Source organism: Sphingomonas sp. ID0503, assembly GCF_048565625.1.
GTDB lineage: Bacteria > Pseudomonadota > Alphaproteobacteria > Sphingomonadales > Sphingomonadaceae > JBLZUR01.
Map to the genome: position 1 here is coordinate 1,149,240 of NZ_JBLZUR010000002.1, position 15,658 is coordinate 1,164,897.

General features: G+C 67.5%; 13 protein-coding genes. 6 read left to right on the forward strand and 7 right to left on the reverse strand.

Annotation, left to right across the window (positions count from 1 at the left end; translation table 11 throughout):
* Window positions 1–97 precede the first annotated feature (97 nt).
* Window positions 98–2,059 (reverse strand): energy transducer TonB, encoded by a 1,962-nt coding sequence (locus ACM608_RS06535; protein WP_419682444.1) that lies wholly within the window; start codon window positions 2,057–2,059, stop codon window positions 98–100.
* Window positions 2,060–2,203: 144 nt separating this feature from the next.
* On the opposite strand from ACM608_RS06535, the gene trxB reads away from it, so the two are divergent.
* A complete protein-coding gene (gene trxB / locus ACM608_RS06540; RefSeq protein ID WP_419682445.1) occupies window positions 2,204–3,175 on the forward strand; it encodes a thioredoxin-disulfide reductase in 972 nt (323 codons plus the stop codon).
* Window positions 3,176–3,195: 20 nt separating this feature from the next.
* Here trxB and ACM608_RS06545 read toward each other — a convergent pair whose 3' ends face one another.
* Window positions 3,196–3,468, reverse strand: coding sequence for an acyl carrier protein (locus ACM608_RS06545; RefSeq protein WP_419682446.1), 273 nt, complete (start codon window positions 3,466–3,468; stop codon window positions 3,196–3,198).
* 78 nt (window positions 3,469–3,546) lie between these two features.
* Here ACM608_RS06545 and ACM608_RS06550 point away from each other — a divergent pair, with 78 nt between their 5' ends.
* Window positions 3,547–5,034: an AMP-binding protein gene (locus ACM608_RS06550; RefSeq protein ID WP_419682447.1), complete on the forward strand. Its 1,488-nt coding sequence runs from the start codon at window positions 3,547–3,549 to the stop codon at window positions 5,032–5,034.
* Entirely contained in the window at window positions 5,031–6,260 is a 1,230-nt protein-coding gene (locus ACM608_RS06555) for a pyridoxal-dependent decarboxylase, exosortase A system-associated (RefSeq protein WP_419682448.1), read from the forward strand. The genes ACM608_RS06550 and ACM608_RS06555 overlap by 4 nt, the downstream gene beginning before the upstream one ends.
* Before the next feature lie 144 nt (window positions 6,261–6,404).
* Here the strand turns inward: ACM608_RS06555 and truA are convergent, their stop codons facing one another.
* On the reverse strand, window positions 6,405–7,145 hold the full coding sequence (gene truA, locus ACM608_RS06560; protein WP_419682449.1) for a tRNA pseudouridine(38-40) synthase TruA: 741 nt from the start codon (window positions 7,143–7,145) through the stop codon (window positions 6,405–6,407).
* The gene (gene fmt / locus ACM608_RS06565; RefSeq protein ID WP_419682450.1) at window positions 7,142–8,047 is read right to left on the reverse strand and encodes a methionyl-tRNA formyltransferase; all 906 of its coding nucleotides are present in this window, start codon (window positions 8,045–8,047) and stop codon (window positions 7,142–7,144) included. Before fmt ends, truA begins: the two co-directional genes overlap by 4 nt.
* 242 nt (window positions 8,048–8,289) lie before the next feature.
* Between fmt and recR the strand changes: the two genes are divergently transcribed.
* From recR to ACM608_RS06580, 3 genes are all read left to right on the forward strand, one after another.
* Window positions 8,290–8,886 (forward strand): recombination mediator RecR, encoded by a 597-nt coding sequence (recR, locus tag ACM608_RS06570; protein WP_419682451.1) that lies wholly within the window; start codon window positions 8,290–8,292, stop codon window positions 8,884–8,886.
* A 134-nt stretch (window positions 8,887–9,020) separates the two neighbouring features.
* Window positions 9,021–9,551, forward strand: a complete 531-nt coding sequence (gene def / locus ACM608_RS06575) for a peptide deformylase (protein WP_419682452.1) — start codon at window positions 9,021–9,023, stop codon at window positions 9,549–9,551.
* Complete coding sequence (locus ACM608_RS06580; RefSeq protein ID WP_419682453.1) at window positions 9,551–10,075, forward strand: gamma carbonic anhydrase family protein; 525 nt, start codon at window positions 9,551–9,553, stop codon at window positions 10,073–10,075. Before def ends, ACM608_RS06580 begins: the two co-directional genes overlap by 1 nt.
* A 141-nt stretch (window positions 10,076–10,216) precedes the next feature.
* On the opposite strand, the gene ACM608_RS06585 is transcribed toward ACM608_RS06580, so the two are convergent.
* The 3 genes from ACM608_RS06585 to ACM608_RS06595 form a co-directional block, all read right to left on the reverse strand.
* Window positions 10,217–11,044, reverse strand: coding sequence for an alpha/beta fold hydrolase (locus tag ACM608_RS06585; protein WP_419682454.1), 828 nt, complete (start codon window positions 11,042–11,044; stop codon window positions 10,217–10,219).
* Window positions 11,045–11,221: 177 nt separating this feature from the next.
* Window positions 11,222–13,702 (reverse strand): TonB-dependent receptor, encoded by a 2,481-nt coding sequence (locus tag ACM608_RS06590; RefSeq protein WP_419682455.1) that lies wholly within the window; start codon window positions 13,700–13,702, stop codon window positions 11,222–11,224.
* Window positions 13,703–13,990: 288 nt separating this feature from the next.
* The gene (locus ACM608_RS06595; RefSeq protein WP_419682456.1) at window positions 13,991–15,658 is read right to left on the reverse strand and encodes an alkaline phosphatase family protein; all 1,668 of its coding nucleotides are present in this window, start codon (window positions 15,656–15,658) and stop codon (window positions 13,991–13,993) included.

Below are 15,658 nucleotides of genomic sequence, written 5' to 3' on the forward strand. Positions count from 1 at the left end.
GAAGATGCGGGGAACGTGGAATTATGTTTCAACGACGCGGCCTTCCGTCCGAAGCTCGGCCGTCAATGACAGCAAGACGGCGTGTAGGACAGAGCCATCATTTCAGGGAGGCGTCGATCCTGAAGTTGATCGTATGAGCATTGCCCGAGCAACCGATTGCCCCTTCGGGGCGGAAGCGTTGTTCGTACCGTGTGTCACGGACGACACCCAGGCTGGCGGCTTCGAAAACTATAGGCGGGTAAGCGACGACGACCCGCTGGTTGGCGGTGCGGCCATCTGCGGTGATGTCGTATTCGATGCGGGTGAAGCCTTCGAAGCCCCAGCGCATGGCTTCCATGGGGAAGTCGGCTGAACTTGCACCGGAGCTTTTCATAACCGGACGCGCATCTACTAGCGCGCATTGTTCGGCTTCCAGGCCGGTCTTCCTGAAGCTCTGCTCCGCGGCGGCGAAGTCCCGTTCCTGCGCCTGCAGATTGGCGAGACGGATCCATGCGCCGACGCGGAGAGGGTCGCGATCGGCCAGGCGATCGTCCTTAGCCACGGCTTCGATCATGGCGCGGCGGGCAGGAGCGGAGAGGGTGCGGCGGTCGGCCGCGAGAAGTCGTGCGGCGGCAGAGACCACCGGGTCTGCCGCGACCATCGGGTCGGTAAGGTAGCGCTGCAGAGCCTCGGCAAAGCCCTTCCTCCCGATATCGTCGTAGCTTGAGAGAAGAGACTCGATCTCGGGGTAGGCGCGCGCCGACAAAGGGGCGGATGCCGTGCGCAACCGTTCACGAATGTCGGCGCTCATCCGGTCGCCCTCCTCTTCCGGAATCAAATGGCTGTTGAGAAGCGCCATTTCGACGGGGATCGGATCAAGCGGATTTTGCGATGTCTTACGTGCGGCCAGATCGGCGCGAATGATCTCCAGCCCGCGCGCGCTGTTCACATTGGCACTCGCCACCGTAGAGCTGAGGGGTGCCACGTTCTGCGTGTTCAGCCATTCGAGCGTGCGATCGGCCAGCAGGGACATGATCGACGGAGTCTGCATCTCCCGCGTGCAGCGGAGCTGGAGACGGGTGCCGGCGCGGTAGAAGGCGGGGATCTTGGCGAGTTCCTCCGGCCGCCAGCTCCAGCTCCGCACGGCCTTGGCGAAGGCGGCGGCGATCGGCCCCGCACGTGAGGCGTAGATCGGCTGGACGTAGGAAACGGTGCCGTCTTCCCTGATGCCAAACTGTATGATCGCCATGTCGGTGGGCAGAAGCCCTGCCTCTCCGCCGCATTCCGCCAAGCTGCGTTCCAGGGGGTTGGTGAACGACGCCTGCTCGATGCGGCCCGCCCCGGTGTAGGCGAGAAGCTGGCGCGCATATGAGGTACGCTTGGCGAGCAGGGCGGTGATGGCGGCATCGCCGCGCGTCATGGCTTCCTGAAAGCTGGTCTTGAGCGTCAGGCCGCCCTGCAGGGACAACGCCTTCGCGAACGTGGCCTGCGCACCCTCGACGTCACCGGCGTTGAGCTGTGCGCGGCCTTTCAGTGCGTAGTAGCTGGAGAGAGCGTCCTTACCGAGGGGCGGCTGGGCCTTTTCGGCCAGCACGACTGCATCAGCAGCGTAGGATACGGCCTTTCCGTCACCATCGAACAATGTGTCACGCGCGAGAGCGCCCAGTGCGATCAACCGTGCGGCGTCCGATTCCGCAGTGTGGAGGGCAATCTGCGCGGCTGCGCGAGCGGCGGGATAGTCGACGGCGCGCTCTTCGACTCCGTGGAGCGTCAAGGCCGCATCGTGCCGTTCGCCGCGGGGCAGATCGGGCACGGCAAGCGCGGCGAGGAGTGCCGTCCGTGCACCCGCGTCGTCGCCCATCGCGGACAGAACGTAACCTCTACGCCCCTGAACGATTGCCAGTCCGGACGTCTTGTTCGACTTGGTGAGGCGGACCTGCAGGCCGTCGAGGATGGCGAGCGCGTCGGCATAGCGCTTCTCACCGGCGGCGGCGCTGGCGCGATCGAACAGGATCTGCGCGCTTTCCGGCTCGGCAGGAGCGGGTGCGACGGCCTGGACCATCAGAAGCAGCGGCAACATGCGGTGAACTCCCCCTCGTTCGCGGACAACATGCATGGGGCCGGGGGATCGTGCAATCGCGGCCCGCGACAGCGCGGACTGGCCATTGTTCCGGTTGGCCACCATATCTGCGGCAACCGACTCAACCGCCAAGAAGCGAGTGCCATGACCACCCACAAGACCCGCATGCTCATCCTCGGATCCGGCCCGGCCGGGCTTTCCGCCGCGATCTATGGCGCGCGGGCGGGGATGGAGCCGATCGTGGTGCAGGGCATCCAGCCGGGCGGGCAGCTGACCACCACCACCGATGTGGAGAACTATCCGGGGTTCCGCGACGTGATCCAGGGCCCCTGGCTGATGGAGGAAATGCAGGCGCAGGCCGAGCATGTCGGCACGCGGATGATCTGGGACCAGATCACCTCGGTCGACCTGTCGCAGCGGCCGTTCCGCCTGATCGGCGATGGCGGCGACGTATATGAGGGCGAGACCCTCGTCATCGCGACGGGGGCGCAGGCGAAATGGCTAGGCCTGCCGAGCGAGACGCATCTGCGCGGCAAGGGCGTGTCCGCCTGCGCGACATGCGACGGGTTCTTCTATCGCGGCAAGAAGGTGGCGGTGATCGGCGGCGGCAATACCGCGGTCGAGGAGGCGCTGTACCTGACCAACCATTCGCCCGACGTGACGCTGATCCACCGGCGCGACAGCCTGCGCGCGGAGAAGATCCTGCAGGAGCGGCTGTTCAAGCACCCGAACATCAAGGTGCTGTGGAACACGGCGGTCGAGCATTTCGTCGGCGGCGGCGAGCCGGAGGGGCTGGTCGCGCTCGATCTGAAGAACACGGTGACGGGCGAGAAGAGCCGGCTGGATATCGACGGCGGCTTCGTCGCGATCGGCCATGCGCCGGCGACCGAGCTGTTCCGGGGCCACCTGGCGCTGGACGAGGACGGCTATCTCATCGTCGAGAAGGGCGGCACGCGGACCAATGTGCCCGGCGTGTTCGGATGCGGCGACGTGGCGGACAAGACCTACCGGCAGGCGGTCACGGCGGCGGGCACCGGCTGCATGGCGGCGCTGGATGCCGAACGCTTCCTGGCGGAGGCGGAGTTCGAGGCGGAGCAGGCCAGCGAGGCGGCGTAAGTGCCGGCCTGCCCCGGAGGTCAGCCGAGCGCCTTGGCCTTCACGAATTCCAGCAGCGCGCCGAAGGTCTCCAGCATCTCGCCATCGACCTCGTCATCGTCGATGACGATGCCGAGGCGGTCCTCCATTTCGGTGAGGAGGGTGGCGACGGCCATCGAATCCAGCTCCGGCAGGGCACCGAAGAGGCCGGTGTTCGCGTCGAATGCGGCGACGCGATCGGGGGCGAGGCCCAGGCTGTCGGCCAGCACCGTGCGTACGGTCTGCTCCACCTCCGCTGCATCGGACAATGCCATCACTCCGCGACTCCCTGTTTTTTATAGGCGGGGGCGTAGCGAAGTGAGGGCGGTTTTCCAATCCTTCGCGCGTGCAGCATGATCGCGCCTGATTCCACGCCGTTTCCGATCGATCATCTGACGCGGCGGGGCGATCCGGCGGCGGCGGCGCTGGTGACCAAGGCGCGCGTGTTCGATTTCGCGGCGTTGGAGGCGGCGGTGGGGGCGGCCGCCCTGTGGCTGCGGGAGCAGGGGCTGCGGCCGGGGGAGCGGGTAGCGAGCTGGCTGCCGAAGACAGCGCTCGCCTGCATCCTGCCGCTGGCGGCGGCGCGGGCGGGGCTGATCCATGTGCCGGTCAACCCGCTGCTGAAGCGGGGGCAGGTGGCGCATATCCTGACGGACAGCGGCGCGGCGATGCTGGTGACGCAAGGGCCGAGGGCGGCGACGTTGCAGGCCGGGGATGTGCCGGCGGGTTGTCGCGTTGTCGAGGAGGGCGTGGTGCCGCTTGATGGCGCGGGGTTGCCGCCGTCCGGGGCCGATCCGGATGATCTGGCGGCGATCCTCTACACCTCCGGCTCGACGGGGCGGCCGAAGGGGGTGATGCTGAGCCACGCCAATCTCTGGCTCGGGGCGGTGTCGGTGGCGTCCTATCTGGGGCTGGCGGCGGACGACCGGACTTTGTGCGTGCTGCCTTTCGCGTTCGATTACGGGCAGAACCAGCTGTTCAGCAGCTGGTATGCGGGCGGGGCGGCGGTGCCGCTCGACTATCTGCTGGCGAAGGACGTGGTGAAGGCGGTGGCGCGGCACGGCATCACCACGCTGGCCGGTGTGCCGCCCTTGTGGTTGCAGCTTGTCGAGGCGGCGTGGCCGGTGGATGCGTTGGCTTCGCTCCGGCGGCTGACCAATTCTGGCGGACGGCTGCCGGTGCCGCTGGTTCGGCGGATGCGGGCGATGTTTCCGGAGGCCCGACTGTTCTCGATGTACGGGCTGACCGAGGCGTTCCGGTCGACCTATCTCGATCCCGAGCTCATCGACGCACATCCCGATGCGATCGGTGCTGCGATCCCCTTTGCCGAGGTGATGGTGGTGAAGGATGGGGTGGAGGCGGAGGCGGGCGAGCTGGTCCATGCCGGGCCGCTGGTCGCCAAGGGATATTGGCGCGATGCGGAGCGGACGGCGGCGCGGTTCCGGCCTGCTCCGGCGTTTTCAAAGATGGGGGGCATGGCTGTGTGGTCCGGCGACACGGCGACGCGGGGGGCTGACGGGCTGCTCCGCTTCGTCGGGCGCGACGACGAGATGATCAAGACCAGCGGCAACCGCGTCAGCCCGACCGAGGTGGAGGAGGCGGCGCTGGCGAGCGGGATGGTGGCCGAGGCGGTGGCGCTGGGTGTGGCGGATGCCGCGCTGGGGCAGGCGATCCGGCTGGTGGTGCGGGGGGGTGGCGATGATGCTGGGTTGCGGGCTTATCTCAAGGCCGAGCTCCCGGGGTTCATGCAGCCGCGCGAGGTGCTGTGGCGCGAGGAGATGCCGCGCACGCCGAACGGAAAGCTTGATCGCGCGGCCCTGAAGCGCGAGGCGGAGGCATGAAGCCGACCGGTCCAATCCCGCCCGATTTCTCCGCCAGCGAGGGCCAGCTTGTAATCGGCGGACAGAGTGTCCGCGAGATCCTCGACGGGGCCGAGACGCCTTTGTTCGTCTATGACGGCGGGGTGGTGCGGGCGCGGGTGGCGCGGCTGCGCGCGACGATGCCGGAGGGGCTGGGCATCCATTATGCGGTGAAGGCGAACCCGTATCGGCCGCTCCTGGCGATGCTCGGCGATCTGGTGGACGGGTTCGACGTCGCCTCGCGCGGGGAGATGATCCTGGCGGCGGAGGCGGGGATGGATACGGAGGCGATCTCCTTCGCGGGGCCGGGCAAGCGCGATGCCGAGCTTGAGGCGGCGGTGCGGCACCGGGTGACGGTGAACGTCGAGTCCGAGGGCGAGGCGACCCGGCTGCTGGCGATCGGCGCCCGGATCGGGGTGACGCCGTGCGCGGCGGTGCGGATCAATCCCGACTTCGACCTCAAGGGCTCCGGCCTGCGCATGGGCGGCGGGGCGAAGCAGTTCGGGGTGGATGCGGAGGTTGCGGCACCGCTGATCCGGCGGCTGGTTGACGCGGGCGTGGACTATCGCGGGCTGCACATCTTCGCCGGGTCTCAGGCGCTGGATGCCGGGGCGGTGGCCGAGACGCAGCGGCAGACGGTGGAACTGGCGGGCCGGTTGTCGGAGGAGGCGTGCGTGGCACCGCCGCGCGTCAATCTGGGGGGCGGGTTCGGGGTGCCTTACTTTGCCGGGGACAAGCCGCTGGATGTCGAGGCGGTCGGCGCGGCCCTGGGGGATGTGCTGGCCGCGCGGGTGGAGGTGTTGAAGGGCACCGCATTCGCCATCGAGCTGGGGCGCTGGCTGGTGGCGGAGGCGGGGGTTTACCTGACGCGGGTGATCGACCGGAAGGAGAGCCGGGGCGAGACCTTCCTGGTGGTCGACGGCGGGTTGAACCATGTGCTGGCGGCGAGCGGGAATTTCGGGACGGTGGTGCGGCGGAACTACCCGATCGCGGTGGCCGGGTGGTTCGGGGCTGCGGCGGAGGAGGTCGTGAGCGTGGTGGGGCCATTGTGCACGCCGCTCGACCGGCTGGGGGATCGCGTGGAGTTGCCGCGCGCGGAAGCGGGGGATGTGATCGCGCTGTTCATGACGGGGGCTTATGGGCGGAGCGCGAGTCCGGAGGGGTTCTTGAGCCATCCGGCGGCGGGAGAGATGTTGGTGCGCGGCTGACATCCTCCCTGAGCTTGCTCGGGGAGGGGGACCGCTCGGCGAAAGCCGAGTGGTGGAGGGGCCGGCGGGCGCAGTCCGCCGTCTTCGCGGCGGCCCCTCCAGCGCCTTCGGCGGTCCCCCTCCCCATCGCAGATGGGGAGGGTGTTAGGGGTAGGTCGCCTCCACGAAATACAGGCCGTCGGGTGGGGCGTTGAGGCCCAAGCGGGCGCGGTCTTTGGCTTCGAGCGCGTCGATCAGGTCCTGTTCGCTCCATCGTCCACGACCCACCAATGCCAGGCAGCCGACCATCGAACGCACCTGATGGTGGAGGAAGGAGCGGGCGGCAGCGTGGATCTCTACGACCTCACCGCTGCGGATCACGTCGAGGCGGTCGAGGGATTTGACCGGGCTGGCCGACTGGCAATGGGCGGAGCGGAAGGTTGTGAAGTCGTGGAGGCCGGTCAGGGCTTGCGCGGCGCGGTGCATGGCCTCGGCATCCAGAGCGGCGGGCACGCGCCAGGCGAGGCCGTTTTCCAGCGCGAGCGGCGCGCGGCGGTTGATGATGCGGTAGATGTAGGCGCGGCCGGTGCAGCTGAAGCGGGCGTGCCAGTCGTCCGGGACCACCGCGCAGTCGAGGATCGCGACGGGGTGCGGGCGGAGCCTCGCGTTCAGGGCCTCCATCAGCCGGAAGGGGGTGATGGCGCGGGCGATGTCGACATGGGCGGACATGGCGCGGGCGTGGACGCCGGCGTCGGTGCGGCCGGCGGCATGGGCGGTGACCTGTTCACCGGTGATCGCCTGCGCCGCTTCCTCGATCGCCTGCTGCACGCTGGGACCGTGGGCCTGACGCTGCCAACCCATGAAGGGGCGGCCTTCATATTCGACGGTCAGGCGGAAGCGGGTCACGTGAGGCGGGTGCCGGCGGCTACGGGCAAGCCGCGCAGGAGTTCGGCGGCGGCCATGCGGCTCTTTCCGGCGCGCTGGACGGCGAGCGGGCGTATCGCGCCTTCTCCGCAGGCGATGGTGAGTTGCGTGTCGAGGACGGTGCCGGGCTCGCCGGTCGCGTCCACGATCTCGGCGGAGAGGAGCTTGATACGTTCACCGCCGAGGCAGAACCATGCGCCGGGGGCAGGATCATAGGCGCGGGCGGCGCGCTCGATCTCTTCAGCGGTGCGGGCGAAGTCGAGATGCGCCTCGGCCTTGTCGATCTTGGCCGCGTAGGTGACGCCCTCCTCCGGCTGGGGGACGGGGGAATGCGCGGGGAGGTCGGCGAGGGTGGCGACCATCGCCTCCGCACCGAGCCGGGCCAGTTCGGCGGTGAGTTCACCCGCGTTCTTGCCGTCGATCGGTGTCGTCACGGTGCGGCGCACGGGGCCGGTGTCGAGGCCGCGTTCCATCTGCATGATGCAGACACCGGTCTCCTGATCTCCCGCGAGGATGGCGCGTTGGACGGGGGCCGCGCCCCGCCAGCGGGGGAGGAGCGAGCCGTGGACGTTGAGGCAGCCGTGGCGTGGTGCGTCGAGGATCGGCTGGGGCAGGATCAGGCCATAGGCGGCGACCACCGCGACATCGAGGTCGAGTGCGGCGAAGGCGGCCTGTTCCTCCGCACCCTTCAGCGAGATGGGGTGGCGGACTTCGAGGCCGAGCGCGTCGGCGCGCTGCTGGATGGGGGAAGGGCGGGGAGCCTTGCCGCGTCCGGCGGGACGGGGGGGCTGGCAGTAGACCGCCGCGATGTCGTGACCGGCGGCGACGAGCGCCTCCAGCGTCGGCACGGCGAAGTCGGGGGTTCCCATGAAGGCGATCCGCATGACGGGTCTGAACTCACCTAAAACGTGGTCGTGACGGGCTTCGCCCGCCGCTTCGCGGTTGACCATGAAGAACCGCCGAACGGCGTCGCTTGCTTGCGCGTAGCATGAGCTACGCGACTGCGCTGCGCTCCTTGTCGGCGGCTCTTCATGGTCAATCCCGTTCCTCGTTTCAGGTAAGTTCAGACCCTGGACGCCTTGCGACGCTGGCATCACCCCAGGCAACCCCCTATCTGTTCTCCTCTATGGCTTCCCATGAGATCGAGACGTTGACGCAGGCTTTGGCGCGGTTGCCGGGGCTGGGGCCGCGATCGGCGCGGCGGGCGGTCCTGCACCTCGTCAAGAAGCGGGAGACGGCGCTGGTGCCGCTGCTCCGCGCGATGGAGGCGGTGAGCGAGCGGCTGGCGACGTGTTCGACCTGCGGCAATGTCGACACGACCGATCCTTGCGCGATCTGTTCGGACCCGCGCCGCGACGCGCGCGCGCTGTGCGTGGTGGAGGAGGTGGCGGACCTCTGGGCGTTGGAGCGGTCGCGGCTTTTCCCCGGGCGGTTTCATGTGCTGGGCGGGCGGCTGGCGGCGCTGGAGGGGGTACGGCCGGAGGATCTGTCGATCGACGCGCTGGTCGGGCGGATCGCCGGTGGCGGGATCGACGAGGTGGTGCTGGCGATGAACGCCACGCTGGAGGGACAGACGACGGCGCATTATGTGGCGGACCGGCTGGAGAAGTTCCCGATCCGGTTGACGCAGCTGGCGCATGGTTTGCCGGTTGGGGGTGAGCTGGATTATCTGGACGAGGGGACTTTGGCGCAGGCTTTGCGGGCGAGAAGGCCGGTTGGGTAGTATCCTCGGCCGTTCGCGCTGAGCTTGCCGAAGGGCCGGCGCTGGGGCTTCGGCAGGCTCAGCCCGAGCGGCCGGGGAGATGTACTCCACCGCACAATCTTGACGTTACGGCTCCGTCCACCTAGCTGAAAACTATGGCCATTCGTCCGATCCTTGAGGCGCCGGATCCCCGGTTGCGCGTGAAGTCCACGCCTGTCGACACCGTCGATGACGAGGTGCGGGCGCTGATCGCCGACATGTTCGACACAATGTACGATGCGCCGGGCATCGGCCTTGCCGCGATCCAGGTCGGCGTGCCGAAGCGCATCCTGGTGATCGACCTGCAGGAGCCGGAGGAGGAGGGCGGCGAGCCGGTCCGCAATCCCCGCGTCTTCATCAACCCGGAGATCTCGGACGGGTCGGAAGAGCTGAACGTCTATCAGGAAGGGTGCCTTTCGGTCCCCGACCAGTTCGCCGATGTCGAGCGGCCGAAGCATATCCGCGCGAAGTGGCTGGACGAGAAGGGCAAGGCGCATGACCAGCTGATCGACGGGATGCTGGCGACCTGCTTGCAGCATGAGATGGATCATCTCGAAGGCGTATTGTTCATCGACCACCTGTCGCGGCTGAAGCGCGAGATGATCCTGAAGAAGCTGGACAAGGCGCGGCGCCTGCGGGCGGCCTGATGCCGCTCTACCGCCTCGGCACCGATGCGCCGAAGCTAAGCGAGGGCGTCTGGGTGGCGCCTTCCGCCGATGTGATCGGCGATGCGGTACTCGGCGCGGAAAGCAGCGTCTGGTTCGGCGCGGTGATCCGGGCGGACAACACCACCATCGCAATCGGCGCGCGCAGCAATGTGCAGGAAGGGGCGATGCTCCATTCCGATCCCGACGCGCCGCTGACGATCGGGGCCGACGTGACGATCGGGCATCATGCGATCCTGCATGGCTGTACGGTCGGCGACAATGTTCTGATCGGCATGGGTGCGCGGGTGCTGAACAACGCGGTCATCCCGGAGAACTGCCTCGTCGGCGCGGGCGCGCTGGTGACGGAGGGTAAGACCTTCCCGCAGGGGAGCCTGATCGTCGGGTCGCCTGCGAAGGCGGTGCGGGAACTGACGCCGGAGCAGATCGCCGGGATCGGGCGGTCTGCGGCGGGGTATGTGGCGAAGGCGCGGGTGTTCGCCGTGACGCTGGAGCGGGTTAGGTAGATCCTCCCTGAGCTTGCTCGGGGAGGGGGACCGCCGCCGAAGGCGGTGGTGGAGGGGGCCGGCGCAGCCGGTGCTGCGCACCGCCCCTCCACCATGCTTCGCATGGTCCCCCTCCCACGCTGCGCGTAGGGAGGATGATGGTCAGGCCTTCGCAAACGCCAGCAGGTCGGCGTTGAGCTTGTCCTGGTGGGTTGCGGCGAGGCCGTGGGGGGCGCCTTCGTAGACCTTGAGAATGGCGTCCTTGACGATTTTGGCGGTCAGTTCGCCGGCATGGGCGAAGGGCACGATCTGGTCGTCGTCGCCGTGGATGACGAGGGTCGGCACGTCGATCTTACGCAGGTCGGCAGTGTAGTCGATTTCCGAGAACTCGTGGATGCATTCGTACTGGCCGACGATGCCGCCGGCCATGCCTTCACGCCAGAACTCCTGGCGCAGGCCCTCGTTGATCGCCTGTCCGTCGCGGTTCATGCCGTAGAACGGGACGGCAAGATCGAGGTAGAATTGCGAGCGGTTGTCGAACACGCCCTTGCGGATGCCATCGAAGACCGAGATGTCGAGGCCGCCGGGGAACTCGGCGGAGGAGGCCATGATCGGCGGGACCGCGCCGATCAGCACGGCCTTGGCGACGCGGGCGGTGCCGTGGCGGCCGATATAGCGCGCGACCTCGCCGCCGCCGGTCGAGTGGCCGACCATGATGGTGTTCTTCAGGTCGAGCGCGTCCATCACCGCCGCGAGATCGTCGGCATAGGTGTCCATGTCGTTGCCCGTGGCGGGCTGATCCGAGCGGCCGTGGCCGCGGCGGTCATGCGCGACGACGCGGAAACCGTTCTGCAGCATGAAGAGCATCTGCCCGTCCCAGGCATCGGCCGAGAGCGGCCAGCCATGCGAGAAGAGGACCGGCTGCGCGTCCTTCGGTCCCCAGTCCTTGTAGAAGATGTTCGTGCCGTCGGCGGTGGTGATGGTGCTCATGTGAACCTCCCTGTGCTTGGGTGATGAGGGGAGGATAGGGCGGGTTGGTTGCGCGGGTAAGTTGGATAGTTCTGGTGGCGTTGTTCGATGAAGTAGAAAGACCGCTGGCTTTCGCCAGCGGCCCCTCCACCAGCTTCGCTGGTCCCCCTCCCCATCTGCGATGGGGAGGATGTCAGGTTAGAACTTTGCGGAGATGGTGACGCCGTAGGTGCGGGGGTCGCCGATCTGGCCGGCGATCAGGCCGGTGTTGCCGGGGGTGGTCGCGAGCTGTTCGAAATAATTCTTGTCGAGGATGTTGCGGACCCAGCCGAAGACGTTGAGGCCTTCGTCGTTGCGATAGCCGATGCGCAGGTTGTTCAGCGAATAGCCGTTCACGTCGGTGTAGATCGAGCGTGAGGCGTTCGACGAGAACTTGGACCGGTAGCTGCCGTCCCAGCCGATGTAGAACTGGCCCTGGGTGGAGAGCAGGCTGGTCGGCACGTTGAACTCCGCGCCGTAGGAGACCGCCCATTTCGAGATGCCGGGCAGCCACTGGTCCGACACGTCGCAGACCGCCGGGCTGAGCGCGCCCGCCTGACCGGGGCCGCCAGGAACGGTGCCGGTGCCGCCCGAGAACTCCGGCGGGCAGGGGGCGTTCTCGAACTTGCGGTAGGTCGCGTCGGTATAGGCGCCGTTGACGTAGAAGCTGACCTGCTCATGCGGGCGGGCCGAGAAGTCGGCCTCGACACCGCGGGTGCGGACCTTGTCGGCATTTGCGAGATAGCCGCGCAGGACCGAGGTCTGGCCGTTGTTGACCAGCGCCTGATAGTCGCGGACCTCGGTCCAGAACCCGGTCAGGTTGAAAGTCGCCTTGCGATCCCAGAACTGAGTCTTCAGCCCGACTTCGAAGTGATCGACCTTTTCCGGATCGACCTGCGCGACCTGGACCTGCGGCACACCCTTCGCATCAAGCGGCACGCCGTTCAGGTTGAGGCCGCCCGACTTGAAGCTGCGCGCATAGGTTGCGTAGCCGAGGACGTCGGGGCTGAACTTGTACGACGCAGTGATGTCGTAGGAGACGTTCCAGTCGCTGAACGTCTCGTCGAAGAACTGAGGTGCCTGCACGCCGCGCTGCGCGACCGTCCAGGGATCGGTGCTGGCGAAGGTGATCGGGGCGGTGACGCCGGTCGATGAGGTGCCGGTGACGACCGAGTCGTAGATGCCGTGCTTCTTGTCGTAATTGACGCGGATGCCGGGCGCGATGCTGAAGGCGTCGGTGATCTTCCAGGTGAGCTTGCCGAAGACGGCGGCGCTGGTGTTCTTCAGGCGGATGTCGTTGTTGGCGGCCAGACCGTCAAGCACCGCCGGGTTGAGGTACAGGGGAACCGGACCGCCGGGGACTGCGACCGTGCGGCTGAGCAGCCAGAAGCTGGCGTCCTTGCCGTAGGTCTGGATGCCGGAGGTGCGGATATTCTGGTGGAAGCCAAAGGCGCCGATGACGAAGTCGAAGCTGTTGCCCTCATATGCATAACGCAGTTCCTGGGTGTACTGCTTCTGCTGGGTCGGATTGTTCACCTTCGGATTGACCTGAAGGCCGGTGAAGTCGCGGTCGTTCGCCGGCTGCCAGTCCCAATAGCGATAGGCGGTGACCGAGGTCAGCGTGCCGGCGCCGAGATCCCATTCGGCGCGGAGCGAGGCGCCGCCATGCTCGTTGCGGGCGCGCAGCTCGGCATCGAGGTCGGTCTTGCGGTCGAACGGATCGGTGCTCGGCACCTGATACGGCGCGTCGGGGTGGAGGAGGTTATAGGCCGCGACCAGTTCGTTATACTGGCGGTTCGCCGAGCGCTGGGTGCGGCCGACGCGCGCGTAGATCTGCGCGCAGCAGATCGGATCCTGCACATTGTAGTCGCCGGAGAGATAGAGGCGGAAGGTCTCGCTCGGCTTCCACAGGATGGTGCCGCGGATGCCCAGATTATCCTGGCTGTTCACCCGCTGACGCGTGGCGACGTTGTCGATGGTGCCGTTGCGATCGGTGGTGGAGAGGCTGATGCGGGCGGCGACGGTATCGCCCAGCGCGCCGGAGACCGAGGCCTTGCCCTGCTTGAACCCGTAATTGCCGATCGAGACCTCGGCCCGGCCCTCGTAGTCGAAGCTGGGATCACGGGTGGTGATGTTGATCGCGCCCGCCGTGGTGTTCTTGCCGTAGAGCGTGCCCTGCGGGCCGCGCAGCACCTCGACCTGCTCGACATCGACGAAGTCGAGCGTCGTGGCGGCGACACGGTTGTAATAGACCTGATCGATGTAGACGCCGACGCCCTGTTCGATGCCGTCATTGGTCAGGCCGAGCGGCGCGCCGAGGCCGCGGATGTTGATCGAGGTGTTGCGCGGGTTCGATGAGTAGAACTGCACGGTCGGCTGAAGCTGCTGCAGGCGGTTCAGATTATAGGCGCCGGTCTGTTCGATCTGCGCGGCACCGACGACGGCGACGGCGATCGGCACGTCCTGAACCGATTCCTGGCGACGGCGGGCGGTGACGACGATGTCGTTCGCGGCGGCGGCGCCGGGCGCGTCGGCGGCAGCGTCAGCCGCTTCGGCGGCAAGGGCCGGAACGGCGGTGATCGCAGTGGCCGCGAGCAGGGCGGATAGCGCCAGACGCGGCGCGGTATTAGCGTTCCTCATGGATGGTCTCCCCTTTTCTCATGCTGCGCAGTAGAGAAAAGAGGCGAGTGGGCAAGAAATCTCTTCTCATGCGGTAGAGAAGATAATGTTTATGGATGATGCGCGAGGGGCGAGTGGGGCGGGCTGAACCTTCAGTCTTCTGGACCTTCAACGCCGTTCGCGCTGAGCCTGTCGAAGCGCCAGTGAGACGGTATGCCCCGGCCCCCTTCGACTGCCTGCCTGCGGCAGTCGCTCAGGACAGGCTTCGACAGGCTCAGGGCGAACGGCTTGGGGGTTGGTCGACGGGGATCAGCGCGCGGGGCAGATGTCCGATTTCGAGCGGTCGAGGTCGAGGCAGCGGCCATCCACCTTTGGAGCGGGGATGCCGGCGATCGCGGCAAGGGTGGGGGCGATGTCGACGGTTTCGATCGGAAGAGGCTGTTCGAAGCCTTCCGCGCCCGGCCACCAGAAGAGGATCGGCACGCGGCGGTCATACTGCCAGGGCGAGCCGTGGCCGGCGATGGAATCGCCCGCGCTGTCGGGATCGCCGAAGGACTCGTAGGGCTTGGTGACGACCAGCAGGTCGCCGCTGCGGACCGGATCGATGCTCTCGGCGAAGCGCTCCGTCAGGGTCAGTTCGTCGGCGGGCTTGCCGGCGGGGACCTCAACCTTGAGGATATCGGCCTTGCGGAAGACGTCCTGCACGGCGGGCAGCGCGCGAAGCAGGGCGATGGTGCGCGCCTCGATCTCGTCGCGGACGACGGGATCGAGCCGGGGATTGTAGTAGAGCTGCTCGTCGTTGACGTAGAACGGAGCGAGATCGAGGGCGAATTCGGCCTTCAGCGTCTCGCCAATCTTGCGGCCCTCGGTGCCGAGGCTGAAGCGGAGGGCGGGGATGCCACGCTCAGCCACACGCTCGGCGGCGTCGATCGCGCCGTGGTCGGCGGTGAGGACGACGGCGACGGGCACCTTCAGCGCGGCGAGGCGATCGAGGAGGGTGCCGATCAGGCGATCGAGATGCGCCTGATGATCGCACATCTCCGGCCCCTGATTGCCGTAGCGATGGCCGACGTAATCGGTCGCCGACAGGCTGATGGCGAGGAGGTCGGTCGCCTCGCCCCGGCCGAGCTTCTGATCGTCGAGGAGCTTGATCGCGAGGTCCATCGTAATCTGGTCGAACACCGGCGACGCGCGCAGCCATTTGAGCGCGGTCTTGTCGTTCACGTCGAAGGGCTTGGCCGGGGCGGGTGCGCCGACCGGGGGGGGCACCCGATGATCGATCGTCAGATGGCCGTAGGTGCGGCTTTCCGTCCAGCCGCAGCTCTTGTCGAGCACGGTCCAGGCGGGCGGCGCCTTCGCCCATTTGGCGAACAGCGCCTTGTTGAAGGCGGCGACGGGGGCCAGCCGCTGTTCGGCGGTGGTGCCGGCGGGGACGTAGGTGGTGAAGCCGTTCGCCTCATCCCACCAGAAGGTGCCGTCGGCGTTGTGGCCCGCCATCATGATCGCGCCGCGATCCTTGCCCGACACGGCGTAGACGCGCGAGCGGCCGTCCGCCTGCTTCAGCCATTCGCCCAAAGTCGGCACCTTGAGGTTGGCGGGGCCGCGCGGGTCCTTGGGGCGGCCGGGGACGGGGCCGGCGGGATCGAGGCTGCAATAGACCTCCTTCGCCGCGACCGGATCGAACCAGTTGTTGGCGATGATGCCGGTGGCGGACGGGTGCATTCCGGTCAGGATGGTGGAATGGCCGGGGCAGGTCTCCGTCGCGGCATGGCTCTGATAGCCGCTGGGGAAGACGACGCCTTCGCTCTCCAGCCGCTTGAGACCGGCGGTGTAGCGTTGCCGGAACTGGGCAAAGAGGTTGGCGGAGAACTGGTCGACCGAGATCGCGACGATCAGCTTCGGCCGGGGCGGTGCGGCCGCGAGAGCCGGAGCGGCAAGGACGGAGGCAAGCGCCGCCGCGATCATCGGTCGGATCAT